This window comes from Streptomyces sp. NPDC029956, assembly GCF_055574655.1.
This window is the reverse complement of the sequence record NZ_JBVHZJ010000092.1, coordinates 1-24632: the sequence shown is the minus strand read 5'-3', so window position 1 is coordinate 24632 and position 24632 is coordinate 1. Positions and strand designations below refer to the sequence as shown.

The window sequence follows — 24632 nt, the reverse complement described above, 5'->3', positions numbered from 1 at the left end:
CCACCCCCGCAACTACCTGGCATTCCTCGGCCTCGCCGCAGCATTGTGCTGCTACAAGCGGCTCCACCGCCTCACCACATAGGACACGGTCTAAGCACCTCTGCGCACTTCACGGCCTACGTCTTGCAAGGGGACGGGGAGATTGCTGATAGAGCCTGGGTCTGCGTTCGGGCCGCAGAATCAATCCCTCCAGTCTCCTGGCTAGGCTGTTGGAGTCGAACCCAGGGGGCTGGCGTGGAGGAAGTGCGCGAGCTCCTGAACGAGATCCAGGAATCGATTCCGGACCCGGTTCGAGTCGGCCCCTATGGCCCGACAATTGGGCGCCCTGGCCATTATGAATCCTGGGATTCCTGGGGCGCTGGAAGTCCGCTACCGATCACCGGATTTCGGCCCTGGGAATCAATTAAGGGAGGCGTGGTCGAGATTTCAGCTGATTTGCTCGATTTCTCGCATGGTGGAATCCGAGTCGAAATCTGAGGATGTCGACCGATAGCTGAATAGAGAAAGTCTCACTGCCGCCCCACCAGACGAATCCGGTGGGGCGGCAGTGATGTGTGAGGAGGTCTTGACGGCAGTAGCTGACGGCAACGTCAGCGGACGAGAGTGGTGGTGGAACACGGTTCGCCGCCACAGGGACTGAGCGAGGTGTCGTTCGCCGGAACATCGAGCGCGGTGCCGAGCGAGTCGATGGCCTTGCGCTGGAGACGGAGCCGGACATGGGCGTAGACGGTGGCGGTGACGCCGATGTGGGCGTGGCCGAGGAGTTCCTTGATCACGACGAGTTCGACGCCCTGCTCCAGGAGGAGGGTGGCGGTCGAGTGACGGAGATCGTGGAAGCGGATGCGGCGGAGGCCGGCCTTGCGGAGGAGGGTGGTGAAGTACCGAGTGAGGTTGGTCGGGTCGATCGCTCTTCCCTGCGGCGTGGTGAACACGTGCCCGTTGTCCTGCCACATGGTGCCTGCGGTGTCGCGCTCGTGCTGCTGCTGTTCGTGATGGTGCTTCAGCGACTGGAGGCAGCGGGTGGGGAGGGCGATGCGGCGTTCGGAGGCCCGGGTCTTGGTGGGCAACGTGGTGAGCCCGCCCGTACTGGTGCGCTGCAGAGTGCGGCGGATTGCAGCAGTTCCCGCGGCGAGGTCGAGGTCTTCCCAGCGCAGGCCGAGGAGTTCACCCTTGCGGAGGCCGGTGTGCAGAGCGAGTTCGAACAGGGCATGCAGCCGGTGTCCGTTCGCGGCGGTGAGGAACTTGCGGGCTTCGTCGGCGGTGAGGGGTTCGAAGCGGCGGGGTCTGGGTGTGCCGGTGCGGACGTTGCGGGCGACGTTGCGCGGGATCTCCTCCTCGCGTACGGCGTGCTCCAAGGCGGACTTGAGGACGGAGTGCACGTAGGCCAGGGTCAGCGGTGAGAGCCGCCTTGCGCAGCACTTTCCGGCAGCACAGCAGAGGGGCTCATCGCGGGCGGTGTCGAGGCCGCGCGCGCAGCACTGGCAGGTGGTGCGGAGCTGGTTGAGCCAGGTGCGGACGTCCTTGGCGGTGAGCTTTGCGAGCTTCTTCTTGCCCAGTCCGGGGATGAGGTAGAGGCGGGTGACGGCGGTGTAGCGGGTGTGGGTGTTCTCGCGGAGCTGGTGGACGGCGACGTTCTGAAGCCAGTACGTCAGGTAGGCGGCCAGGCCGCCCTGGGCGGAGGGGGCGGGGATACCGCGGTTGCTGGCGGCGATCTTCTCGGTGAGCTTGGCGAGGGCTTCCTTGCGGGTGGTGCCGTAGACGCGGATGCGCTTGCGGGTGTTGCCGGGGGCGAGGACGTATCCGGCGGCTTCCCAGCGGCTGTCCTTGCGCTGGTAGACGGTTCCGTCGCCGTTGGCGCGGACGCGGCGGGAGGCAGGGGCGTCACGGGGTGTGGTCATCAGGCGGCTTCCTGTTCGAGGCGGGCACGGATGAAGTCGGTGAGCGTGTGGGTGGGGATGCGGCGGGCGCGGCCGAGGGTGATCGAGGCAAGTTGGCCGGTGCGGAGGAGGTCGTAGACGGCGGAGCGGCCGAGCTGGAGACGGGTCATCACCTGGGGCACCGTGAGCAGATCCAACGCCGGTGCTGCCTCCGAGTGGAGGACAGTGAGCGGGGGCGAGGCCATCAACAGCCCCCTTCGGCCGCGAACTGCCGTTCCAGTTCCTTGCGGTGCCAGACGTGGGCGGTGAGGAGTGCGCCGCCGGGGCTATAACCCGAGCCGAGGTAGTCCCAGCGACCGACGACGAGCGTGGTCGTCGAGTCGAGGTCGGGCAGGTCGGCGTGGGCGCGGGCCTGTTTGGTGCGCCAGGTGCGGCGGGCGTCGCGCAGCGTGCCCAGGGTGGTGGAGTAGCTGCGGGACTTGGTGGAGAAGTGGCCCCGGAAGTCGAGCATGTGTGCCCATTTCCGGAGCTTGAGGTGGGCGAACTCCGGCAGTTTGCCCAGCTCCCAGCAGGTGCGGATCATCTTCCGGACGTGCCGGGTGACGGGGAGCCGGGTCAGCGGGCGGGCCTGTCCGGTCCCATCGCACGCGGTGCACGGGAGCGGCGTTCCGTGGGGCAGGAGGGTGGCGCCGCGTCCCTGGCAGGGGCGGCAGAGGAGGGGGTGGTCGAGGGCGCCAGAGGCGTCGGCGGACTTGGTGGCGTACTTGGCCACGTAGGTGGCCACGGCCTGGTCGGTGAATTCGGCGTCGGTGCCGAAGGAGGCGATCTCGCGCACTCGATGTAGTCGACCGTGCCTTCGGGGAAGGCGTAGATCTTGCCGGATTGCGGGTCGAGGGCGAGCAGCGAGGTGAACAGGTAGCCCAAGCTCCACCACGAGCGGCTCTCGAGAGGGCACTGGAGGCCGTGGTGGTTGAACCGGCTGCCGAGTGTGATGGCGTCCACGTCCGGGCCGTAGGAGGCTTCGATGTCCATGCGTGAGGTGAACAGCTCCGATGTCGGGAGTCCGACGGTGCTCAGGAAGCTGGCGGTGCGCGCGTCGAGACCGGTGAATCCGCTGCACGGAAAGTAGGTCACGCCGTCCAGCCCGTAGACGCTGGTCACACCCTGGGGAGTTACAGTGAACTGCATTGGCCTGGCCCCTACTCCATAGTTTGTGCCCCGTGCAGCTTCTGAAACCGCTCACACCGGAACACCGCGGTCTGCCGCAGCGAGCGCGTCAGCCCCACATGCCGAGGGCGACCTCTTCGAAGAACCTGTACCAAGCGCCGTCCTCGCTGGCAAACGGCGTCTTGTCGACCCAGGTGATGCTCTCGCGGAGAGTTTCTACGGCTTCCGCGCGTCCCTGGTCGGCGTCACGGGGGAGCCTCTTGAGCTCGGCGAGACCAGCCTCGACGACGGTGAGGGTGTGGACGAGCGAGGAGACGTCCTGATGCATGGGGACGTAGAACTCCTCGCCTTCGGCGAACGAGAAGATCTGGCCGGTCTGGGGATCGAGAGCGACGGTGGCGTACTGGAACTCCCCGAGGACCTCCCACTCCTCGGTCCCCTCGGGGAGGACGGCGCCTTCGGCGCCGAAGGTGGCCTGCAGGGAGGGTCGGCACTCGAGCTGGTCGGGGGAGTCGAGGTCGAGTTTGGTGGAGAACAGCTTGCTCGACGGCAGACCCACGGTGGCCAGGAACCTGGCCGTGCCGGGGTGCATGCGGCTGCTGGTGGGGCGGGGGAAATAGGTGACGCCGATGATCCCGAACGCGCTCAGAACCTGGTCAGACGCCCAGCCATCATGTGTCGTCACCCGACGACGATAGAGGACGGCGACTTGCCAGAGGCAGGCATACGCGGCCCTGCTCCCGGAGGCGCCAGCCCTCTGCGAGAAGCCCGCCCCGGCGCCTGCCGGCATCAATTGGATCCGGCCAGTCCTCCATAAGCGCCCACGCAGCCGTGCGGGAGGTGTCTGTAGCCACGGATATGGTCGTGTGCGTTGTTCTGTCTGTCAGCCTGTACTGCGAGGTTTCCATGCCCTCCCACGATCCGGAGCGCCACGACGCGCTGGTCGAGCACTTCGGCCGCGAGGGTCTTCGGCGTTTCGAACGTGCCAGTCTCATCGGCACCCGATTGCCTGCAACGACTCAGGATCTCCTGGAGAACGGCGGCGTTCCCAAGGTCGTGTCCCGCTACTTCACAGCACCGGATGCCCTCGACCCCCTCACCCTGGGCGTCGTTGCCGCGCACTCCTCGATGCCCAGACCGCACGAGGCGATGGAAAGCTGGCCGAGTATCGGCACCGACGGCCAGGCCCGCCTGTGCGTGCGCCCCGACGGCGCCGTCCAGGCGGTCTTCCTGCAGGACGTCGCAGAGGACATGTTCGTCAACACCGACGTCTCGGCACTGGGCGCGTCATTGCTGGCCCTGGACCGTGCCCTGCCTCAGATCGCCGTGGCCCCCGGACTGGAACAGGCCGCCGCTGTCCTGCGCGAGCTGAACACCGAACTGCGCAGGATCGACGAGCCGGCCTTCACCGAACGGGAGTCGTGGTGGCCACGGGTTCTCGACGACGTCCGCCACACCCTGAACTTCCCCTTCTCTGCGGCATTCGAGTACCTGGACACCACCGATGCACGGCAGGTCATGACCGATGCCACCGGCCCCGGACAACCGCACCCGGAGGAGATCATCTGGCGCCGCCTGTCCCAGCAGGGCGTGAAGCCGGAACAAGTACGCCGCGTGTACTGCGAGCTCGAACCCTGCCTCATGCCCGGCCACTACTGCGCCGTCTGGCTCCAGGCAACCTTCCCCCACGCCCAGTTCACCCACAGCTACGACTACGGCAGCACCGCCCAGTCCCGCGAGGAAGGCATCAAGGAACTCATCATCCACGCCGCTGAACAGGCAAAGCGCCGTTGATGCACTGGGACCGCCCTGCCGCCGGCCGGGAGCCCGCAGCAGCAGCACTACTGGGATGGATGGCCGACCCGAACGCCCCACGCCTGTGCCTCGTGTCCGGAACAACAGGATGCGGCAAATCGGAACTCCTCGCCTGGCTCGTACACCACGGAACACAGACCGGCACACCCACCGAGCGGGCCGTCCACGCAGTCGTCCCTTGGGCAGGACAAACCTTGTCCGGCACGGCATGGTCGCTCGCTACTCAGCTCGGCCTGGTGGCCCGCGCCCCGGACGAACTCCTGAAAGCACTGACACACGACACCCGGCGCACGGTCATCGTCCTGACCGACCTCCACGACGACCCGACGGCCACTCTGGCCGTCAGCCTCTCCCGGATCCCGCACGTACGGATCATCGTGGAATCCCGCACCGGAAGCCCCGCACACCAACGGCTCTCCGAGACCGACTGCGCGCAGCTCGATCTCGACCTGGAACGCTGGAGAGACCCCAAACGCTTTGAGCGATGGAAGGCCACGCATCCCGGATTGCCGCAGCCTGCCCGACAGCACCAACCAGCCGTGAACCTTTCCGACCCCGCGGCCGTCTGCGAAGCGGACCCGTGGATCGTGACAGCTGCCTACGAAGCCGACGCTCTCGCGGACCACGGAGGACTCAAGGCCGCCTGGTTCAGGGCCGGCCAAGCTCTGACCTCAGCAGAGTCAGCGGCAAGCCGCGCCCTGACCCTGCTCAGCGTCCTGGGGGACCGCGCGGATCCTCGGTACGCTCCTGCCCTGGCAGACCTGTCATCGGGCACGGGCTGGCGCCTGCAATGGAGCCGCGTGAGTGGAGACATGGCTCCTCCCTGGCCGGGGCCAGTCACGACTCTGGCCACCGGCCGGGGCCCACTGGCCGACTGCCTGCTGACGGCCGGTGTCGACGACGCGGTCAAGGCCGTGGGAGTGGCTGACGCGACAGCACACGGACGCGTCTGCGTGACCGGAAGCCGGCCCACGGCGATGACGGTCCTGCCGGACGGCACCGTGCTCTGCCTCACCGAGAACGGCTCTCTGCGCGCGGAACCTGCCTGGGCCAAGCGACCGGAACGATCCGGGATCGAAGGGCTTCTCGACACCCCCACCCATGCCCAGCGTCTGACAGACCTGATGCACGGGCAGAAGACACAGAGAAGCACAGCCGTCACCTACGCCGCAGGCGCGAGCCTTGGGACCCTGGCCCTGGGAGACATCACCGGCACCGTGCGGACGGTAGGAGACATCACCACATCCGCTTCACTCCACCACGGCCCGGTCACCGCACTGGCCGCCATCAGCCTCCCCGTCGCACAAGGAGCCCCGACCGCCCCGCTGATCTACAGCGGTGGAGCAGACGGATCAGTGAACATCTGGTCGCCCGGCCGTGCACCCATGGACGGGGCCCTCATACAACGTGCCTGCGCAGTGCTGTCCCTGGACGCGGCTGTCACCGCGCACGGGCAGACCACCGCGGTCGCCTGGGCCGACGGACTGGTGGAGTGGACCGAATGGGAAACCGGCAGACAGCAAACACTCAGGCCAGGACCGCCAGTTCAGGCCGTAGCCCTCGATACGCAAGGCCGCCTCTTCATCGGGATGGATGAGGCGATTACCTGCCTCACCCCTCTTCAATGACGCACCGGCAACAGCACACGACACCCAGACCGGCACCGCCCCAGTACACAGAGGCTTCGCGCAAGCGAAGTTGACTCACGGTCAGCCGCTGGGGAGGGTGAAGACAACAGCGGACGACGGGGGAACACCATGGGAATGACGCTGCCCGACGACCTGGTCGAGGTCCTGGACCTGATCGGCGTCGACTGGCCCCAGATAGACGAGGACGAGGTCAAAGCCTCCGCCAAGGACTACCGAAAACTCGCCGACGGCATCCGCGACGCGGTCAAGGAAGGCAACAACGCCTGCTCCCACATCGTCGCCGGCAAGAGCAAAGGCGAGACGGTCAAGGCCATCGACCGGCGCTGGGGCAAGCTCACCACCAGAGACCTGGCCACCTTCTCCAAGGGCGCCGACGACCTGGCAGGAGCCCTGGACGACTGCGCGGACCTGATCGTCGCCTGCAAGATCGCGATCATCGGCAAACTGACCGCGACCGCCGCGACCGCCACAGCCGGCGTGGTCGGCATGATCTTCACCGCCGGCCTCAGCGGACTGCTCTCCGCCGCCGCCATCGCCGCCGCCCGCCTGATCATCCAGGAAGCCATCGACTACGCCATCGGCGAGATCACCGCGATCGTCACCGACAAGATCGAGGGAAAGATCCTCGCAGAGATCGAGAAGCTCTTCTCCAGCCACCTCGGCGGCAGCACCTACGACGTGATGCCCTCAGGCAGCGCGGACATGGCTCAGGACCTCGTCATCGAACTCGATGAGTTCGAGCAAGCCGCCGGCGGCTACCAGAAGACCGCGGAAAACTTCGACAAGAAGAAGGGTGAGTTCAAACAAGGCGGAGCCGGACGCAAGACGTCCGTGAAGAAGGACAGCAGGTTCCACAAGCTCGCCACCGTCATGGACAAGGCCGAAGACGCAGTCGACAAGAAGGCCGACGAGATGGTCAAGACCCTCGAGGACCATGGCGGCAAGATCGACACCAGCAAGAAGAGCCACAAGGACAACGAGGACGAGCAGAAGAAGAAAATCAAGGAGTGCGGAGACAGTGATGACGATGTCCGCACCTACCTGCTCGCCACAGACGGAACCGTGCAGAGGCTGCTGCCCGACGGCGATACGAAGCCACTCGACAGCGTCGACAAAGACAGGCTCGACGGCATCCTTGACAACGGAAAGGCATGGCGGCCCAGTACCCGGCGCGATCAGGACGACACGAAGGTCCCGAACACGCACCCTCACAAAGTCGTCTCACAGAAGATCAGCGACCCGGAAAACGACCCCCTCGCGCAAGCTACCCAGCTGGCTCGTTACAGCCGTGAAGACTACAGCGGAAGCAACTACGCCGCAGGCCGCTACATCGACCCCGACGGCCGCGGCGAAAGCATTCTCGTCGGCTACAGCGAAAACCCCAAGGGGACACATTCAGAGCGCTCCATCGGATACCCGATCATGCACAACGGAAAGCAATCCGGCCTCACGGAGGTCTTCACCGAGCGAGAACCATGCCAGAAGACTCCAAAGTGCGACCGGTGGCTAGACAAACACTTCCCCGGAACCAGCGTGCGACATGTAAACGACTATGATCAATCCGTGCCCCGTCACTTGCGCGACAAAGAACATCAGCAATATGTTAAGGACTTGAAGGCCGCCCACGGGCACTGAACCTCTTTCGGCAGGCTTGGATCATCATCCGAGGTAAGGCAGCGATGAACTTTGCAGTGACCATGTCCGAACTCATCATCCGATTCGGCATCACAGGAATCAACCTCTTCCCCCGATACGACCATCTTCCCCCACTGCACGAAAAGACAGCTGCCTTCCTCGGCGCGGTCGGACTGCCTCATAGCGAACAATTCATGTCCCGCACCGAAGGTGACCCCATCAACCTCGCGGACAGGTTCTCCGATGAGGACGGGGAACTTCCGAAAGAATGCGGAGCATGGCTGGAGATCGGCTGGTTCCAAAACATGATCATCGCCCTGGATCCGGCGGACGGAAAAGTTTATGCCTTCCCTGAAGGCACCCCTCTCGAAGACTACGAACAGCTGAACCGCGACGTAGAATCTCTCGTATATTCCGTCATGGCGTTCGAGGATTTTTCCATCGCCTGCCAGGAGGCAGAAGACCTCGACCTCTTGGAGGCCCGCTTCAAGAACCAGATCAACCTGTTCGACCCACTCCCATTCGGAGACGAAGAATCGCAGTGGTCACGCATCACAGACGATGTTCTGGAAGCAAGCTGGACCGCCTGACCGAAAGATCAGGAGTCGACGACCGCAACAGTGCGCCCCAAGGCGGAAACCTTGTTCGTCGCAATCACGACCACATCCTGGCTGCCGCCCGCCACCTGTAGGCCGCCCACAGGCTCGGTGTTGCCATGGCCGCGGTCGCACGCGAGGCCAGCGTCGGAAAGGCCCGCTCCCGCCGCTTCCCCACCACATAGGACACGGTCTTAGAGGAAACGCATGAAGCGTCTGTTGAGCGTCCTGATGGCATTGGTTGCATTCGTCATCGGAGGTGTTGTGGTGGCTCCGGCCGCAAGCGCTGCACTTCCCAACGGCTGCGGGCAGCTCACCAACGGCCACCTGCGTATCAAGGGGCCGGTTCCGAACACCGGTACGTACACGGCGTCCTACGCCCGCTACGGCGCAAACGGTGAAATCACCGTCAGGCTCGGAGTCGAGACCAAGATCGAGCGTACCGGCCAGATGAGTGGGACAGCCTGGATCGGTTACAAGAAGACCCAGAATGGCTACGCGGAGCTGACCCGGTACACCATCATGGATACTGAAGTCTGCATCCGGGCCATCATGGAGCACGGAGGCAACAAGTACATTTCGCAGTGGCGCTGCTGAGGTAGGCCCTGACGCTTGGCCGCGCTCCCACCCAGGCCGCGCGGCCAAGCGCTAAGCACGACGCATGTACGAGCAGTAGAAAAGGTCAGAACATGTGGCAGATCGTCCTGTATGTCAACCCGCTTAGCGTCTCGTTGTTCGTACTTGCGGCTGCCGTGGTGTCGGTACTCCTGACCCGGTGGATTGACTCCGCCCCGGTGGAGCGTGGAAGAGTCGCGCGCCTCTTGTTCCTGGTAAGTCTCGCTGTTGTGCTCGTGGCCACCCTCATGCCCACTCAGTTGCCCGGGTCTGGGACGAGGCATGTCTCGCTCTCGGTTGGCGGCGCCTTCTTTGGCCCGGAGAGTGCGGCGATGCATGCGATGGAGCGGCGCATGGCTAGCGCGACGTCTATCGCCAATGCCGCCATGTTCGTGCCGCTTGCGATTCTTTGGTACGCAGCGGCAGAAAGGCGGGCGTTCTCCGGACTGCGGGTCCTGGCTGGATGCTTTGGGCTGAGCCTGGGCATCGAGATCGTGCAACTCGTCATGAACGCTGGGCGCATTGTCGACGTTGACGATGTGCTCTTCAATACCACCGGAGCGCTCGCCGGATTGCTCATGGGTTGGGCAGCAGCCCGTTTGGCCGGAAGGAGGCGGCGCCCTCAGCGTCGCCGCAGCCGTTCAGGGGCACCCCTCGACACGCTCAGTCACTCGCGCCGCGGCGCGGCATAGTCACTCTCGACTCCCGCTCGGGGGTGCTGACACGGATACCGAAAGCCCGCGTCTCAGCGACGATCTCGACGGTGGGGGCCGCGATCACGTCCAGAGTGCCCTTGGCGTCCGTATACATCTGCGCGGTCATCGTCGGCAGCACCACAACATCCAGAGGACCCGCTGGCGGTGAAGCGATGCCCTCCGCCGTCATCGTCGGCTTCGACAGATTCATCGCCAACGTGCCGGAGTAGCTCAAGCGGCGCGGGCGCCGTCCAGGCTACTGCCGCGGGGGCGATGAGCTGGATCTCCGCTTCACGCAACATCAGCGCCTTGGATGCGGCCTCTACGCGATCACTCAGGTTCCCAGCGTCGTCGTCGCTACGGTAGGCGCCCACGCAGAGCGCCATCTCTCGCGAGCACCCTGGATGAACTCGGCCACCTGAACCTGCCGATCCGTCCACAAGGCAGCGACCCGCTGAGCCTCAGCCGCGATCTGAGCCGCCTCCCTGGCCGTCGCAGCCTGATCCCGCCCCCCCGTTGGCCTGAATCTTGGCGCCGATGACGCTGCCGAGGAGGCCGCCGAGGATGGCGATGGCGGCGACCAGGGCGGCGAAGATCTCAGGGTTCTCCTCGAAGTACTTCACCGGCACATCATGCCGAACGCGACAGTGATACTCGCCGCAACCAGCGACGCTGCCCAGACACCACTGGTTGGGCGTCCTCCTTGGACCTCAGCATGGCGCGGGTCTCTTCGACGAGTGCGTTCTCAGCATCCAAGCAGCCCCATTGAGCTTGGTCCCGAAGGTCCGCAAGCTCTTCGAGGGGTATGTGGCCGTGAGCAATGAGAGGATAGACCTCCGCTACGGAAAGCGATCCTTCCGCAGCGGCGTTCAACATCTCCGCGCGCACGTCGGGATGCTCATCTCGCATCTCCAACGCTCCTGTCACCGCAAGGGCTTGCTCCGAGCCCCCGTCCGGCACGTACCTATCCAGCCTCCTCCTCGCGTGCAGGACCGGTGCAAACTGCATAGTTAGCTCCTCGAACGCCATGGCCTCCGCAGCCAACCTGCCTGCCGCCGAGACAACATCCTCCGTGGCTATCAAACGGGCCTCAGCCCACAGCAGTGCCAACTCCTCCGACTTGAGACCGATTTGAGCCTCCAGCCCCTCGCTTCTGGCGATCCAGAGGCGATTGCAGGCGTGGCGCAGGCCGCTGGCACTCCTCACGAGCTGCGCGATCTGGACCTGCCGTACGGTCCATAGCGCTGCCACACGCTGAGCCTCGGCCGCGATCTCCGCAGCCTCTCGGGCGGCCGACTTCGCACCTCCACCCCGCCCCGCAGCAATCCGGCAATCTTCCCTCCTGGAGCCCTCACCCCATGAACACACCCCCGACCGCACCGGCCTGGCAACACTGCGCCCATGGCGCCCACCCCGCCGATCCCGTCGGCTGCCGCGGCATCCATGTCCCCGGCCACACCAACTGCCGCGCCCACCTGCCCGACACCGACCGCGACAGTTACCTGGCTGGCCTGGCCCCCGGCGCTGACATCGACCACCGCGGCACCCCTTTCACGGAAGACCTCCTCACCCGCCTCCTCGACGCCGTCCGCGACCCCGTGGCCGCGTAGGTGCAACCCAGGTGATCATGTGGCGAGAGATCAACCGGGCAGGCGCCTCTTCCGCCGGCTGCTGACATTGCATGAGTTGCTCGGCTCGCCTCAGAGGTACCCTCTCCTGCTCACGGGGCCCGCAGGATCAGCGCTCGTTTGTCACGGAAGGAGGCCTCGTGCGGCCATTCAGGAAGCTCTTCACGACACTCAGGAACACCCGCAACACACCTGACGGCGAGGTGTTCACGAAGACCAAACCATGTGAGTGCTCCCCCGAATGGCCAGCGCTTGAGACGACCGCAAACGGCTACGTGTTGCGCGCGCTGCCCTCGTCGAACTACAGCATCATGACGAACCCACAGATCGGGACATTCGTCGCTCGGTGCACTGGATGTCACGCCCGGTATCCCGCCCCTTGGGTGGTGGACGGTAACGAGCCGATGCCTTACGACTTCGCACAGTATTCCGCCGAGTCCTCCACTCAAGAGCGTCCGCATGACCCCATCGACGCTGAGTACACGATCAGCACCGCCAGCGGGAACGACTGGCCCGCGATGCCTGGGACCGACTACGCCACCCTCTTCCAACCTCGCTCACTGCTCTGCGAGCCGGTCGAGGCAGAGGGCGATCATTCCTTCCGTACAGGAGCAACCCTGGTCTCGGTCTCGTGGGAACTCGCAGGTACGTGGGCCGTATACGTCGAGGGCGCTATCGCGCCAGAAGCCGCCGACCTGATCGTCGAAGAGATGGCCCAGCAGCTCAGCGAAGCCACCGGCGAGACAGCCCTCTACTACAGGGTCACCGGCTAGGTGTATTGATCACGAACGTTGTTAACGCTTACCGGGCTTGATCATGGCGAAGACCTCCGGTGTGGTGGAGGTGTCTAGGACTACACCGCACGGAGGTCTTCGTGTCCCACCGTAATGCCCGCCTGACCGTTCACGGCAGGCGGCTGTTGTGTCCCACTGTCCCTTGCAGAGTTCGTTGAAGGCTACGAAATCGGCGTTGCGGTTCACGATCGAGGCCACGGCCCCGTCCACCATGCCGGTGTCGGACTTCCCGCCATGGATCGTGCTGCCGCCCACGTTCCACTGCCAGATGTTGTAGGTCTTCGCGCTCGTCGTTTCTGCCTGCGCCGCAGCCGCAGGCAGAAGTGCGGCGCACAGTGCAACCGCCAGAGCACTCGGAACTCGGCCGAATCGTGCCATAAGATCCCTCCCCTTTTTGCGCATCATGCCGTCCCGAGGCTGATGCGTTCGTACATGCGCAGGTGATCTTAACGACGGCCGTGTCGCATCCGGGGGCCAGGTTCACCTGACCACCAAGCGGTGCCAGCGGGTCGGTGCCTGGGCCGCGGAGAACAACGCCGAGATCGCTTACACCCCGACCAACAGCTCCTGGCTCAACCGCATCGAGGCTCAGTTCACCGCCCTGCGCTACTTCGCCCTGGACGGCACCGACCACCCCAGCCACAACGCCCAGGGCAGCATGATCCGCCGCTACATCATCTGGCGGAACAAACACGCCGCCGACGAACGCCTCCGCAAGGTCATGGCCAGAGCCAACGTCGCCTGACCGGCCGCTACCCGAACGAGCCGTCTGCGCGAGCGGCGAAACTCTCGCAGCCATCGTGCTCGAACCGCACTCGGCCATCGAATGACGAGGCGGGGTTACTGCACACCCCGTAGTCCTGGCCGAGCTCCCCGCTCAACGCGATCCAGAAGCGGCATCCTCCGCACTGGGCGTCATACCACTCGTCCCGGTAGTCAGGCTGGACCGTCGAGCGGTTCAACAACGCGAGCCAGCGCGCATGGCAGCGATCGTTGTGATCTCGATCCTCGCCCGTCCAAGGCTCACCAGTAGCCACTCCCGATGCCTCCCCGCCCCGTCTGACCCGAGACCTTCAATCCCGGCGCACGCCAGTGATCCTCTCACCGAGAAACAGGGCGAAGGTTCTCTGATGCGGCACTAGAGGAGGTGACAGTCTTCTTCACCAAGGCCGACGCCTCCAAGGGAGGCGCTCTGTACCGCTCGGCGATGGTCGCCCAGCTCGCCCGCCGCACCGAGTATGCAAGAGGGCCAAGCGGCACGTGGTCGCCTGGCCCTCCTGCATTCGCTTCCTACTGACCTTCTACTTCTGGGCGAAGTACAAGGAACCCTTCCAGCGGAGGTTCAAGACGTCGTATTCGAACGTCATGTCCAGGACTTGCTGCTCGGGCCTTTCAGAGACCAACACGGCAGCCGCGCGCAGCACAGGGACGGGGCTTGCGTCGTCCTCGGCTCCGTGCACGACGATACGCAATGCGTTCGTTGCCGTGGCACTCATGCGCTGCTCCGGTTGCTCGGGTTGGTGAACACGGTGATGTAGGCAGTCGAACCCGGGTCTTCCGAGTCCAGCCCTCCCACGTCAACCGCGAAGACGTCCCACTTTCCGCCTAGTTTCTCGATTCTGTCCGCCGCGGTGTGCAGCAGCGCAGCGACGTCCTGGCCGCTACCGGCGGGAGTGCTCAGACTGAAGTGATGAGTGGTCCACATGTCCTGCTTCGCGGCTCTCATGCTTCGTTTGTGGTTGCGGCTCCTTCGAGCCATCGTTCCTCCGGGGTAGGGGGTCAGGACGGAAGGAAGTAGACGATGCGCCAGCCCCAGCGGAAGGAGAAGCGCTTGGTCCACCGCATCATCCGGATGACGGCCTTGCCGACCTTGCGGTTGGCCTTGTAGTGGCTCTTCCGCTTCTGCTTGTTCCGCTGTCCGTTGTACTTCTGGTTCTTCTTGATCTTCTGCATCGCCCTGTTGTAGTCAGAGCGGTCGTACGACTTGCCGGCGTTCTTCCTGTAGTAGGCGTCCTTCTCCTTCCTGCTCAGGTTCTCCGGCCCCTCCAGGCCGTACGCCTCCTGGAGGCCGCCGTCGCGCCCGTCCAGGTCGACGCAGTTGACCGGGTCCGCGTCACAGTACTCGAACGCGTTCGCGTTGCCCCCGTAGACCGGGTCGACCGAATGGAACCGTCCCACGGCCGGGTCGTACAGACGCACGCCCATGAGGAGGAGACCGCTGGGCGTCTCGCTGGAGCGCTGCTTGGCGCCCAGCCAGCCGTAGCGGGTATCCGGACGTCCGTTTCGGGACTTGCCGTATTCGTCGTTGTCGAGGACGACGGGGGCTTCGCCGGCGTTCAGCGGAAGCTGGAGGGCGACGTCGCCGTGGACGGTGGTGAGCTGGAGGACGACGTCGCCGGTCTTGCTCGTCGTCGCCGCCAGGTCGCCGGACACCGATTCGACGTTGCGGGTCAGCGCGCCGGTGGTGGTGTCCTCGGTGATCCAGCGCGGGCTGTCGCCGTCACCGTCGTAGTGGTTGACCCGGGAACCGGTCTGGCTCCACGTGGTGCCGCCTCCGGTCTCGGACTTCCAGCCACGGAATCGGAGACCCGCGTCCAGGGTCCACGTCTGGCGCTCGCCGTTCGCGGTCTGCTGGTGGACGAGGTCGTTGGCGTAGTAGCCGATGGTGCCGCCCGGCAGGGCGGTGGTGCGGCCGAGCGCGTCGTACACGTAGCCTGCGTCGACGAGCCGATCCGCGCTGTCGTAGGTGTGGTTGCCGGAAGTGCCTCCGGTGGTGGGGCACTCGGTGCCGGGGGTGCCGACTGCGGTGGTCAGGGACGTGCGGTTGCTGCGCCCGTCGAAGGCGTAGCTCCGCCTGGTGCAGATGGTGTCCGCGGTGTCCTCGACGGTGACGAGGCGACCGGCGGCGTCGTAGCGGTAGGCCTGGTCGGACCAGCCGGCGTGCGTGGTCACCTGACGGTGCACGGACCTGGTGACGGTGTCGGAGACGACGACGGTCCCGTCGGCGTCCCGCGTGTACGTCCGGCCGAGCGGCGCACCGGTCGTGTCCTCACTGACGGTGAGGGTGTAGCCGCCGGGCAGCTTCTCGCTGCTGATGGAACCGTCGGTGTCGTACGTGGCCTGGAAGACACCAGCGACGGAGTCGGTGGCACTGGTGGCCAGACCGCGCGGCTCGGCGGCGTGGTCGTAGGTGTAGGTGACGGTCGACGGTGTGCTGTCGACGACCTTGACCTGCCGGTTCAGCAGATCGTATTCGGTCGTGGTCACGCCGCCGTCGGCATCCGTGTAGGAGATCTCGCGGCCGAGCTTGTCGAACGCCTTGATGAGCGTGCCGCTGGTCGGTGAGACGGTCTTCACAGCACGGCCGGTGGCCGGGTCGTACTGGGTGGTCGACTCCGGCACGGTCTGGCCGATGCCGCCGGTGACGGTCACCTTCGTGGGACGACCGGCCGGGTCGTACGCGGTCGTGGTGGTGCGAGTGACGCCGTTGGCGGTCTCGGTGACCTTGGCGCCGTTGCCCCACCAGTCGTACTCGGTCTGGGACGTGGGCAGCTGCGCCGGGTTGGTGCCGCCGGTGACGGCGCCGGCCGGGCCGGTGGAGCAGACCAGGTCGGCCCACTCGGGACGGCCCTGGCAGGTGCCGGTGCCCGTGGCGGACCAGTACGTCGTGACGCGGGTCGCGGCGTCCGTGCCGGTGGCTCCCGGCGTCAACTGCTTGGTGATGCGCCCCTGGTCGTCGTACTCGCTGGCCGTCGTCAGGGCGAGGCCGCCCGGATCCTTGATCGTCCGGATGGGCAGTCCCTTGGCCCAGTCGTAGACCGTCTGCGTGGCACGGGCCTCGCCGAGGACGGCGGGATGTTCCCGCACCTGGGCTCCGAAGGTGGCCTTGGTGACCTGGTCCTTGATCTTGGCGGTGCCGTCGGTCGGGCGCCCGGCGTCGTACTCGTTGACCATCCGGTCCCGGGCCGTCACCGAGGTGCCGGACGGAACGAGGAGGGTGGTGCCGGACTTCAGATCCGTGGTGAGCTCGGTGCGGCGCAGCGGGCCGAGGTCCTCCAGGTGGCGCGTACCCGTCTCGTCGTAGTGAGACCGGGTGCTCAGGAGTTCGGCGCGGTCGGAGCTGCTGAGGTGGCTGATGCCGAGGTCGGCCTGGACGGCCTTGGCGGCGTCGGTGGTCCCGAGCGCGACGACCCGGTTGCCCGGCGTCAGCTTGCGCACGGTGTTGCCGAAGCGGTCGTTCTCGGTGGTGTCGACGTACCCGCCCGGTTCCACCGTGTTGACCGAACGGCCGGAGACGCCCAGGTACGTGACCGTGGCGCGGGTGTAGGCGGTGGCCGCGAGACCTGAGCCGGAGTGCGAGGCCGGGACCGAGTCGGCGGGGAAGACGGCGGTAGCGTCGGTCGGGGCGTCCAGCTGCCCCCACGCCTTCACACCGGACGCTCCCATCGCGTAGGGGGCGGTGGTGCCGGTCAGCGGTACGTCGTAGACGAGGGACGTGACGGCCGTGGACTCCTCGACGTCCTTGCTGCCCTGCTTGAGGCCGGATCGAGACGACTTCAGCAGCATGCCCGCGCCGGCGGTCGCCGCGTTGCCGGCCGTGCCGTAGGTGAAGGTCCAGGGCAGTTCACCGGCCGGCGTCAGGCCGGTGACGCGGCCCGCCGCGTCGTAGCCGTACTCGGTCTTCAGAGACGGACTGATCTGCGGGTCCCATGCCTGTCGCAGTCGGCTGTCGCCGTCGTACAGGTACATCGCCACGGCCTTTGAGGTGGCCGCCGCGGCGCCGGGCTCCGTGGACCACAGCCGGATCTCCTTCACCTGGCCGGTGACGTCACCGAAAGCGGTGGGGGTGGCGGTGGTGGTGGCGGCGTAGACAAACTCCAGTGCCCGGCAGCCCTTGGTGGCGGGGGTCGCCGTGCACGTGGCGGCGGTCGCCGCGGAGGTCGGTGCGATGACCCGCTTGGGGCGGGCCAGCGTCTTGCCGTCGACAGTCACGCTCTCGGAGACCACCGTGGTGGTGGAGTTGGCCATTCCGTTCAGCAGCGTGGACGAGACCTGCCACGTGGTGGCGCCCGTGCCGGTCTTGGTGAACGCGGTGACCGCGCCCTCGTTGTCCGTCAGCGTGAACGAACCGGTCACGCTGCCGGCAAGGGTCAGCGCCTCCGCACCGGGCTCGGGGATCCAGCCGGTCTTCGCCCCGTTGGCGGTGAAGTACGTCTCCTCGCCCTCGGTGCCGACCACCACGAGAGCGGTGTCGGAGATCCGGCGAATGTGGGAGTACTCCGACTCGGTCGCCTCGGCGACGGTCCCGGAGACCCACTCCTTGCCGAAGATCGGCGCCTGGCCCTCCTGGCTCGCTGCCTTCAGGGGATCGCGCGAGGACGCCGTCCGCGTGACGGAGAGGCCGAAGGCCGACACGTCGCTGTCGGAGAGCTGGTGGTCGCCGGTCAGCAGGTTCACGGAACCGGGGCCCACCTCCTCGGTGGCTGCGCCGCTCGCGTTGCGGTCGACGATCACGGTCAGGGGCTGGGTGGAACCCGTAGCGCTGTTGGGTCCGGTGAAGTCGGCCTTGATCTGGACGGTGCCGTCGGGGTTGACGGTGTCGGTAGCGTTCCAGACCAGGGGCGCGTTCTTGCCGTTCACCAGCGGGACCGGCCAGGCGGTCAGCGGGGTGCCGCCGGAGGTGACCTGTCCGGCCGGGACGGTCACCCAGGGGTCGGCCTCGGAGCGGCGCCAGGAGAAGGAGACCTTGTCGTACTTGGCGCCGTCGGCCTCGGCGACCAGCGGCAGACGGCGGGCGGTGCGCTCGCCCTCACTGGGCTGGAGGAAGCCGCCGGGGCCGGCGTGGAAGGTGTACTCGACCGCCTCGGACTTGTTGTCGGCCTTGTCGACCTGCCGCACCTGCAGGGTGTGGGTGCCGTTCTTCGGCGGGGTGACGGTGACGGCCTTGGCGGTGGTGGAGCCGCCGGTGGCGACCTTGGTCCAGGTCACGCCGTCCAGCGACCACTCGAGCCAGTTGTGGTCGGTGCCGTTGGGGGTGACGGTGAAGTTACCGGCCTGGCCCGCGCCCTTGACCCAGGCGGTGGAGGGGTAGTCCGTCGAGGTGACGCCCGTGGGTGCGACGGGTGCGGCGGTGTCGACCGTGAAGGTCTTCCACGCCGACCAGCCCAGGTTGTAGTGGGTCCCGTCGTAGGGGTTGGTGCGGAACTTGTAGGTCTTGCCGTTGGCCAGCACGCCGGCGGGGACGGTCACGGAGGCGACCTGGCCGGAGTTCACCCACGGGGAGACGATGACGTTGCCGACCTGGGTGTCGGTGGCGGCGTCGAAGATCTGGAAGGTGCCGTTGACCTTGTCGCCGTTGGCGTCGACGAAGGTGTCGCGCAGCGTCGGGGTGAGCGTGTTGACCGCGTAGGCGCCGCCGTAGGAGAAGAACGGCGGGCCCGCCTCCTGCTTGGTGCCCGTGCGCGGCCGGTAGTTGTATGTGACTGTCAGCTTGGGGACGTTGGAGGCGGCGTTGGCGGAGTTGACCCGCTTCCACTCCTTGGCGTCGTTCTCGTCCGTGACCCTCAGACCCATGCCGGCCTGGGCCCACTTGTTGTTCGCCCAGTGCTGGACCAGGTCGGTGACGTTGGCGGTGATCCACCCGTCGGGCTGCGCGGAGCAGGACGGGCTTCCCTTGGTCTGGGTGGAGGTGGCCATCTTGGTCACCATGGCCGGCTGGTTGGTCCAGCGCGAGGCGGTGGAGGCGTTGTTGGCCGTCCACACCTCCCACGGCTGGGCGGTGCAGTCGGTGTTGCCGGAGTGGAAGTTCCACAGCGACAGGGTGGCACTGGAGACCAGGGCGTCGGCGACCGGTGCGGTGTTCCAGGTGATGAAGGAACGGGCGGTGCGCCAGGTGCCGTCGCCGTTCTTCGTGCCCGGGTTGCCCAGGTCGAGTTCGGTGTCAGCCGACCAGTCGACGGTCTCGCCCTGCTGGACGTAGGCGTCGAATAGGTTGCCCAGGGTCGAGGTGGAGGGGTCGACGGTGACCGGGTACTTCGTGGCCGGGTCGGCGAGGAATCCGGCGTCCGGGGTGATGACCAGGTCGACGCCGCCCTTGACCTTGACGACCTTCATGGCGACCCTCGCCCGGTGGGTGTGCTCACCGGAGGCCTTGTCGACGGTGGCGTCCCACATCACCGGGGCCGGCATCGTCGCGGTCTTCTTCGACTTTTGGTCGGTGAACAGCACGCTGCCGTCCGGCTGCTGGGTGACCTTCAGGCCTTTGGTGCGCAGCGGGAGGGTGTAGGAGAAACCGTCGGCGGCGGGCCTGGCCTTGAGCTCGACGAACTGCTCGTAGCCGGTACGGGTGGCCTCGACCACGACGTCCGCGCCGGGCACCGCGTCCACGTAGGTGGCACGGGTGCCGTCCAGCTTCGGTGCGGGCAGCCCGCCCCGCCACTGGAGGGTGATCTGCTCCTCACCCGTACCAAGGGTGACCAGATCGGTCGCGGGCGCTTGCTGAGCAGCCCTCAAGGACGTGGAACGGGTGCCCGTCGCGCCGGACAGCCGCAGCCCGCGGGGGTGTGCCCTCGACGTGACGGAGCCATCGGTCCCGGTGGTGAGGCTGACGTCGACGTCGTGCCAGTCACCGGTGACCCGGTCCTTGAACCGGACCGGTCCGGCAGCCATCTCCGTAGTGAGCGAACCGTCCCTATTCACCCACGTCGTAGACGTCTCCGTACGCTCCGAAAGCGCTTCGACGCGCTTGCCGGAGAGCCGCGCCGCCACCCGGGCCGACAGAATGTCCGCGGCCGAGGTCACGGACGCCGTGTCGGTCTCGGTGGCTGCCGTCGTCGTCTTGGCCTCTGCCGCCATCGCGGCGCCCGCGCCATCCAGCACCGTAATGGCCAAGGCCAGGGCGACTCCGCCTGCGATATGACGTAAACCTTCCCCAGACCAGAGCTGCCCCCGCTCCTCCGGAGCAGGTATGCGAATCTTCATAAATCCTCAATCTTCCCGTTTCTGACGCACCATCTTGTGGCGCAACCATGAACGTACGGGAGAAGAAAAGATCGAAGACGCCATGAAGATCGTACAAACCGGCAACCAAGGTTCCGGTTTTCTGAGTGATCTGTGACACTTTGTCAGTGGAGACCCTTGCCCTTCGGCGCAGACCCGCAGCTCAACTCATTCTGGAGCGGTCACTGAGCGTTTGCAGTGTGGCCACTGATCGGGTGAGAAGCCGTTGCCTTTCCGGACGTGGTCGGTGGGTTTCTACTGGTCAGGCATGAACCCCGAGGCATCGAGGGAGAGTCGGGCCGTCACGTTCATCGGGGATGCACGGAGGTTGTCGATGGCTTCGGCCATGGGCTTGCTGGAAGCGCGTGAGAGGGCCGCGCTGGTTCGGGTCGAAGAACTCCGCGCGGAGGCGGAGCGGGTGCGGGCCGAGCTCGTGGAGGCGGAGGCGGTGCTGGAGCGGCGGGTCATCGCCCGTGGGGAGCTGGCCGAGGCCCTGGCCGCGTCGGAGCCGGAGGGCCGGACAGCCGCCGGGGGCGGCGCCGGCCGTGGTGAAGGTCCCGGTGGCGGGGTCGGTGGTGCCGCACTGGCGGGAGGGCCTGTCAGTGGAGGCGCTCGCGCCGGACTATCAGCGGCTGGTGGGCCTGCTGGAGGCGGAGGCGGGTGGGAGGGGACTGCGGGCCGCGGAGCTGGCGGGAGGGCTGGGGCTTGAGGTGGTGCCGGTGAAGGTCGAGGGAACGCGGACGAAGGCGAAGCGGCTGGTGGAACGGAGCTGGCTGGCCGAGGAACGTCCCGCGGTGTTCATCCGGCGGCGGGCGGCCGGGTGATGTTTGGGGGCCGGTGGCGGGCGAGGCGGCGTCCCATGAGCATGGTCATCGACCACAGGACGGCGGCTTCGCTGCTGTCGGGCCTGCTCTCGTAGTCCCGGGCCAGGCGGCGTGAGCGCATCAGCCAGTTCAGCGTGCGTTCCACCACCCACCTCCGCAAAAGCACCACGAACCCCCTCGCGTCGTTGCTGCGCTTGACGATTTCCAGGGTGAGCCGGAGCGTCTCCTTGGCCCAGTCGACCAGGCGGCCGGTGTAGCCGCCAGCGGCCCACACCCGGCGGATCGCGTCGATCATCTGCCGGTGGCAGTAGCCCTCCGGCTGTCCGCCCTTCCCGTTCATCCACACGGGCACGGGCAGCTGATCACGCACCGCTGCCCACTCCTGATCCGTCAGATCGGACGGATAGACGGGCACACGCCCGGCACGGTCGGCCGCGTTCCCGTACTGATGCGCGAAGCAATCACAGGACCGGGCAACCGAGTTGGACCCCGAGGGCTTCGGCACGGAAGACTGCGACAACAGGGCCTCCTGGTGCTGCTCGGTTGGGATCGCAACCCCGAGCTACCAGGAGGCCCTTCCTTCATGCGCCGACCGCGCGATGATCACCCGAACAGGAACGGAACCCTGTTCGAATCATCAAGACTGCTGAACGGAAAGCGGAAACTTCCAGACAAGGCTTATCGTCCCAGCTCAGGAAGGCACTTTCGCGTGTCGGCCAGCATCCGGACCAGCCCCAACCGAAACGGCGAGGCTAGAAGAGAGGCTCGTCCTTCGGGTAACCGTTACCGATCTCGACCTTGGGGGCGTATCCGCCGGCACCGTCGCCCTTGTAGTACCAGAGCTTGCCGTGGGTGCCTGACGTCTCGTCCCGGGCGACCAAGTCGGGGTTGCCGTCGCTGTTGAGGTCCCCTGGGGCCGCCAGGGCGGTGTAGACCTGCCAGCCCTGTCCAATGTCGGCTGCGGTGTCGTAGTTGTCGGTGTCGCTGTTGCCCCTGTTCAGCCAGAGCTTGCCGTCGTTGTCTATGCCGATGAGGTCGGGACGGCTGGGCTTGTCCGCCGCGCTGCGAGCGAAGTCTCCAGCAGCGACGAGAAGCTTGTACCGATTCCAGGTCTGCCCTGAGGCAGGCGCGTTGAGTGTGACCGGAGCGGTGAGGTTGTAGCCGCCTGTGCCTGTGCCCGGATAGCGCAGGAGCTGACCTAGGGAGTTGCGCACGAGCAGGTCGCGGGTGTTGTCGCCGTCGGTGTCGCCGGGCGTGAGCATGGCAGTGATGCCGCTGAGGCCGCTGCCCAGATTCACGCGAGTACTGCCGGAGTACTCGCCTGTCGTGGGGTCGGCAGGATACCTCCACAGGGCGCCGGCTTGGTCCAGAGCGATGAGGTCGCTGCCCTGGCGGGCGATCTGGCTCATTTTGCCCCAGCCGAAGCCGACCTTGCACGCCGGCGCGAGGGTGCCATTGCCGTGGCTCGCATAGCGGAACAGTGCGCCTGAAGCATCAACACGGAAGAGGGCCGAGGCCGTCGGTTCGGCGGGACCGCAGTCTGCCCAGCGTGCCGTTCCTCGCAGGAGAGAGTGATCCGAGATGCTCACGTCCCTGGCCTGAACGTCACCGCGGACCTCCTTGAAGAAGCTTGAGGTGGCGAAGATGTAATCGATCTTCCTAAGGCTTCCCGTCGGCCTACCATCGTGAGTCACCTCACCAGAACGACACCGAGTCGCACCATCGCATACGCCCGAGCCCTGGAATTCCCCCGCGTCCGTCTCGTCGACTTCGGTCATCGCACCAGTCCCCCGGACGGCGCTGACTGCCTCGGGCGAATAGAACGGCTTAGTGGCATCCGTCCAGGGCTGACCGTTGAAATCGCCGCCGACTATGACAGGAACACCCTTGTCCTGCCACTCCTTTACCTTCTGATATAGAATTCTTGCGTTCGTGTCACGTGCGGCAACCCCTGCAGTGTCAGTACTGTCCTTCGGCCACCACAAGTGGACCGAGCAGACCCAGGTGGAACGATGCTGAACGAAGACCCTCATGCAGGGGCTCGTGATGCCTTCGGTCTCGACGCCTGTACCACTCAGCAGATTGACTTCGGCAAGGCCATCGCTCTCTGCTGCCGACTGCCAAGTGGCATCGGCGTGAATCGCTCCCTTGGCGAACACCGCCATTCCGTAGCTGGAGTTCTTATTCAAACAGATCGAACTATTTGCCGCGATAGTGGGGACGTAATGCCCACTGAACCCCCTTGGGGTCAGCTGCGTTCTGATCTGGTCATACTGGTACTTGCAGATTTCCTGCACGAATACGACGTCGGCCTTCCAGCCTGCCGCATCGGTTTCCGCGACGACCGCGCTGACTCGGATACCGGAATCATCGGCCTTGACGCAGTAGTTGCCGCATATGTTGTAGGTGGAAAACCTGAGCGGCGGCGACGTACTCGCGCTCACGACATCCTTCGCAAGCGCGGTTGGCGCGCCGGTAAAGCTGGCGACGAGGAAGAAAGCAATGCTCCCCAGAAACGCCAAACCTGACTTGAACGTTCTCACATGACTCCTTGTCAAACCCCTGGCAGCTAGCCGGGGAGAACAATGTCTACCACGCTGAGACATGCCCCCAGCCGGACGGGTCGTACGCTCTGTGACACCCGGGTCCGCCGAGGCTCCTCCTGTCGGGGATGTTCAGTGACGGTCGTCGGTCTGTGGCCGTGCCAGACGGCGGAACGATCACCCGAAACGGGTCCCTGTTCGACTGATCGAGCTTGCCGAGCGGTATGCGGAAGCCTTCTCAGGCGCAACGCGCGAGACTTCCGGGCGGTTGATCGAGGTGTTTGAGACCTCAATCACGTTGCTCGGGGGCTTCGTTGGTCGTCCATCCTGCCGCACTCGACCTGCCGCACGCACTCGTGGAGTGGGTGACGATGTGCCTCGGTGATGAGCCTGCCGGCCTGATGACCGACGGCGCTTTGACGGGCCTTCTGGATCCGTGCGGCCTCGGCTTCCCGCCGCCAGATCGGCGGCGGCTGGCAGCAGTTCACCCACCTCGCGCCCTTCGGCGACCAGAGCCGGGACGGCCGGGTGGACCTGTACGCCCTCACCACCTGCCGCGGGCCGCTACTACGCCACCTCGGGCCTGGTGGACGTCCCCTTCAAGTCCGGTGTCACGTTCCAGCACCAGCGGACCGTGCTCTGCTCCGGGGTCGTCTTCCAAGGCGGCGTACAACCATTCGATCCCCTCACGAGTCATGCGGGCGTGGGGGGGTGTGTCCCCCCCACCCTTCCTGGGGGGGAAGTCTCCGTTTTCCCACAAAGGTCCTTGAGTCGCCGGTTGCTTCATCCTCGTGTC

Annotated in this window: 23 protein-coding genes and 2 pseudogenes; 10 read left to right on the top strand and 15 right to left on the bottom strand. The window is 66.0% G+C overall.

The features are described from left to right. Window positions 1-590: 590 nt before the first annotated feature. The 5 genes and pseudogenes from ACZ4XX_RS38630 to ACZ4XX_RS38610 form a co-directional block, all read right to left on the bottom strand. The gene (locus ACZ4XX_RS38630) at window positions 591-1898 is read right to left on the bottom strand and encodes a tyrosine-type recombinase/integrase (RefSeq protein ID WP_468512486.1); all 1308 of its coding nucleotides are present in this window, start codon (window positions 1896-1898) and stop codon (window positions 591-593) included. Beyond that, window positions 1898-2122 (bottom strand): helix-turn-helix domain-containing protein, encoded by a 225-nt coding sequence (locus tag ACZ4XX_RS38625; protein WP_468512485.1) that lies wholly within the window; start codon window positions 2120-2122, stop codon window positions 1898-1900. Before ACZ4XX_RS38625 ends, ACZ4XX_RS38630 begins: the two co-directional genes overlap by 1 nt. Next, window positions 2122-2712 (bottom strand): replication initiator, encoded by a 591-nt coding sequence (locus ACZ4XX_RS38620; RefSeq protein ID WP_468512484.1) that lies wholly within the window; start codon window positions 2710-2712, stop codon window positions 2122-2124. Before ACZ4XX_RS38620 ends, ACZ4XX_RS38625 begins: the two co-directional genes overlap by 1 nt. Before the next feature lie 77 nt (window positions 2713-2789). Beyond that, window positions 2790-3065: pseudogene (locus tag ACZ4XX_RS38615) on the bottom strand (SUKH-4 family immunity protein); the annotation flags it as partial. 88 nt (window positions 3066-3153) lie between these two features. Further along, window positions 3154-3729, bottom strand: coding sequence for an SUKH-4 family immunity protein (locus tag ACZ4XX_RS38610; protein WP_468512483.1), 576 nt, complete (start codon window positions 3727-3729; stop codon window positions 3154-3156). A 179-nt stretch (window positions 3730-3908) separates the two neighbouring features. Between ACZ4XX_RS38610 and ACZ4XX_RS38605 the strand changes: the two genes are divergently transcribed. From ACZ4XX_RS38605 to ACZ4XX_RS38580, 6 genes are all read left to right on the top strand, one after another. Further along, entirely contained in the window at window positions 3909-4838 is a 930-nt protein-coding gene (locus ACZ4XX_RS38605; protein WP_468512482.1) for a nucleic acid/nucleotide deaminase domain-containing protein, read from the top strand. 215 nt (window positions 4839-5053) lie between these two features. Then, entirely contained in the window at window positions 5054-6487 is a 1434-nt protein-coding gene (locus ACZ4XX_RS38600) for a WD40 repeat domain-containing protein (protein ID WP_468512481.1), read from the top strand. 129 nt (window positions 6488-6616) lie between these two features. Next, a complete protein-coding gene (locus ACZ4XX_RS38595) occupies window positions 6617-8143 on the top strand; it encodes a WXG100-like domain-containing protein (protein WP_468512480.1) in 1527 nt (508 codons plus the stop codon). Window positions 8144-8187: 44 nt separating this feature from the next. Then, the gene (locus tag ACZ4XX_RS38590; RefSeq protein WP_468512479.1) at window positions 8188-8733 is read left to right on the top strand and encodes an SUKH-4 family immunity protein; all 546 of its coding nucleotides are present in this window, start codon (window positions 8188-8190) and stop codon (window positions 8731-8733) included. Window positions 8734-8946: 213 nt separating this feature from the next. Next, entirely contained in the window at window positions 8947-9336 is a 390-nt protein-coding gene (locus ACZ4XX_RS38585) for a hypothetical protein (RefSeq protein ID WP_468512478.1), read from the top strand. Between the two features lie 92 nt (window positions 9337-9428). Next, window positions 9429-10046 carry a VanZ family protein gene (locus ACZ4XX_RS38580; protein ID WP_468512477.1) on the top strand — a complete coding sequence of 206 codons (618 nt, stop codon included), beginning with the start codon at window positions 9429-9431 and terminating at the stop codon, window positions 10044-10046. Here the strand turns inward: ACZ4XX_RS38580 and ACZ4XX_RS38575 are convergent. From ACZ4XX_RS38575 to ACZ4XX_RS38565, 3 genes are all read right to left on the bottom strand, one after another. Then, window positions 10018-10260, bottom strand: a complete 243-nt coding sequence (locus ACZ4XX_RS38575; RefSeq protein WP_468512476.1) for a hypothetical protein — start codon at window positions 10258-10260, stop codon at window positions 10018-10020. The genes ACZ4XX_RS38580 and ACZ4XX_RS38575 overlap by 29 nt on opposite strands. Before the next feature lie 250 nt (window positions 10261-10510). Next, window positions 10511-10672 (bottom strand): hypothetical protein, encoded by a 162-nt coding sequence (locus ACZ4XX_RS38570; RefSeq protein ID WP_468512475.1) that lies wholly within the window; start codon window positions 10670-10672, stop codon window positions 10511-10513. A 7-nt stretch (window positions 10673-10679) separates the two neighbouring features. Continuing rightward, the gene (locus ACZ4XX_RS38565) at window positions 10680-11300 is read right to left on the bottom strand and encodes a hypothetical protein (protein ID WP_468512474.1); all 621 of its coding nucleotides are present in this window, start codon (window positions 11298-11300) and stop codon (window positions 10680-10682) included. A gap of 107 nt (window positions 11301-11407) precedes the next feature. Here ACZ4XX_RS38565 and ACZ4XX_RS38560 point away from each other — a divergent pair, with 107 nt between their 5' ends. Further along, the gene (locus ACZ4XX_RS38560; protein WP_468512473.1) at window positions 11408-11659 is read left to right on the top strand and encodes a hypothetical protein; all 252 of its coding nucleotides are present in this window, start codon (window positions 11408-11410) and stop codon (window positions 11657-11659) included. Window positions 11660-11817: 158 nt separating this feature from the next. Next, a complete protein-coding gene (locus ACZ4XX_RS38555; protein ID WP_468512472.1) occupies window positions 11818-12450 on the top strand; it encodes a hypothetical protein in 633 nt (210 codons plus the stop codon). 21 nt (window positions 12451-12471) lie between these two features. On the opposite strand, the gene ACZ4XX_RS38550 is transcribed toward ACZ4XX_RS38555, so the two are convergent. Further along, window positions 12472-12849, bottom strand: a complete 378-nt coding sequence (locus tag ACZ4XX_RS38550) for a hypothetical protein (protein ID WP_468512471.1) — start codon at window positions 12847-12849, stop codon at window positions 12472-12474. A gap of 103 nt (window positions 12850-12952) precedes the next feature. Between ACZ4XX_RS38550 and ACZ4XX_RS38545 the strand changes: the two are divergent. Then, window positions 12953-13216 (top strand): annotated as a pseudogene (locus ACZ4XX_RS38545) (IS630 family transposase); the annotation flags it as partial. 7 nt (window positions 13217-13223) lie between these two features. Here the strand turns inward: ACZ4XX_RS38545 and ACZ4XX_RS38540 are convergent. The 4 genes from ACZ4XX_RS38540 to ACZ4XX_RS38525 form a co-directional block, all read right to left on the bottom strand. Continuing rightward, window positions 13224-13508: a DUF3027 domain-containing protein gene (locus ACZ4XX_RS38540; RefSeq protein ID WP_231076784.1), complete on the bottom strand. Its 285-nt coding sequence runs from the start codon at window positions 13506-13508 to the stop codon at window positions 13224-13226. A 264-nt stretch (window positions 13509-13772) separates the two neighbouring features. Beyond that, window positions 13773-13967, bottom strand: coding sequence for a hypothetical protein (locus tag ACZ4XX_RS38535; RefSeq protein WP_231076785.1), 195 nt, complete (start codon window positions 13965-13967; stop codon window positions 13773-13775). Beyond that, complete coding sequence (locus ACZ4XX_RS38530) at window positions 13964-14197, bottom strand: hypothetical protein (RefSeq protein ID WP_453565895.1); 234 nt, start codon at window positions 14195-14197, stop codon at window positions 13964-13966. Before ACZ4XX_RS38530 ends, ACZ4XX_RS38535 begins: the two co-directional genes overlap by 4 nt. Window positions 14198-14250: 53 nt before the next feature. Continuing rightward, a complete protein-coding gene (locus ACZ4XX_RS38525; RefSeq protein WP_468512470.1) occupies window positions 14251-20451 on the bottom strand; it encodes a DNRLRE domain-containing protein in 6201 nt (2066 codons plus the stop codon). A 563-nt stretch (window positions 20452-21014) separates the two neighbouring features. Between ACZ4XX_RS38525 and ACZ4XX_RS38520 the strand changes: the two genes are divergently transcribed. After that, window positions 21015-21293, top strand: a complete 279-nt coding sequence (locus ACZ4XX_RS38520) for a hypothetical protein (protein ID WP_453565889.1) — start codon at window positions 21015-21017, stop codon at window positions 21291-21293. Here ACZ4XX_RS38520 and ACZ4XX_RS38515 read toward each other — a convergent pair. Continuing rightward, window positions 21268-21663: a transposase gene (locus tag ACZ4XX_RS38515; RefSeq protein ID WP_374119793.1), complete on the bottom strand. Its 396-nt coding sequence runs from the start codon at window positions 21661-21663 to the stop codon at window positions 21268-21270. The two genes, ACZ4XX_RS38520 and ACZ4XX_RS38515, sit on opposite strands and share 26 nt — an antisense overlap. Before the next feature lie 382 nt (window positions 21664-22045). Next, the gene (locus tag ACZ4XX_RS38510; protein ID WP_453565883.1) at window positions 22046-23836 is read right to left on the bottom strand and encodes an endonuclease/exonuclease/phosphatase family protein; all 1791 of its coding nucleotides are present in this window, start codon (window positions 23834-23836) and stop codon (window positions 22046-22048) included. Window positions 23837-24632: the final 796 nt, after the last annotated feature.

Coding starts and splice junctions, on each gene's coding strand:
- ACZ4XX_RS38625 (WP_468512485.1), bottom strand. CDS start 2,122: ATGGCCTCGCCCCCGCTCACTGTCCTCCACTCGGAGGCAGCACCGGCG.
- ACZ4XX_RS38585 (WP_468512478.1), top strand. CDS start 8,947: ATGAAGCGTCTGTTGAGCGTCCTGATGGCATTGGTTGCATTCGTCATC.
- ACZ4XX_RS38550 (WP_468512471.1), bottom strand. CDS start 12,849: ATGGCACGATTCGGCCGAGTTCCGAGTGCTCTGGCGGTTGCACTGTGC.
- ACZ4XX_RS38525 (WP_468512470.1), bottom strand. CDS start 20,451: ATGAAGATTCGCATACCTGCTCCGGAGGAGCGGGGGCAGCTCTGGTCT.
- ACZ4XX_RS38630 (WP_468512486.1), bottom strand. CDS start 1,898: ATGACCACACCCCGTGACGCCCCTGCCTCCCGCCGCGTCCGCGCCAAC.
- ACZ4XX_RS38575 (WP_468512476.1), bottom strand. CDS start 10,260: ATGAATCTGTCGAAGCCGACGATGACGGCGGAGGGCATCGCTTCACCG.
- ACZ4XX_RS38535 (WP_231076785.1), bottom strand. CDS start 13,967: ATGAGTGCCACGGCAACGAACGCATTGCGTATCGTCGTGCACGGAGCC.
- ACZ4XX_RS38530 (WP_453565895.1), bottom strand. CDS start 14,197: ATGAGAGCCGCGAAGCAGGACATGTGGACCACTCATCACTTCAGTCTG.
- ACZ4XX_RS38580 (WP_468512477.1), top strand. CDS start 9,429: ATGTGGCAGATCGTCCTGTATGTCAACCCGCTTAGCGTCTCGTTGTTC.
- ACZ4XX_RS38590 (WP_468512479.1), top strand. CDS start 8,188: ATGAACTTTGCAGTGACCATGTCCGAACTCATCATCCGATTCGGCATC.
- ACZ4XX_RS38595 (WP_468512480.1), top strand. CDS start 6,617: ATGGGAATGACGCTGCCCGACGACCTGGTCGAGGTCCTGGACCTGATC.
- ACZ4XX_RS38560 (WP_468512473.1), top strand. CDS start 11,408: ATGAACACACCCCCGACCGCACCGGCCTGGCAACACTGCGCCCATGGC.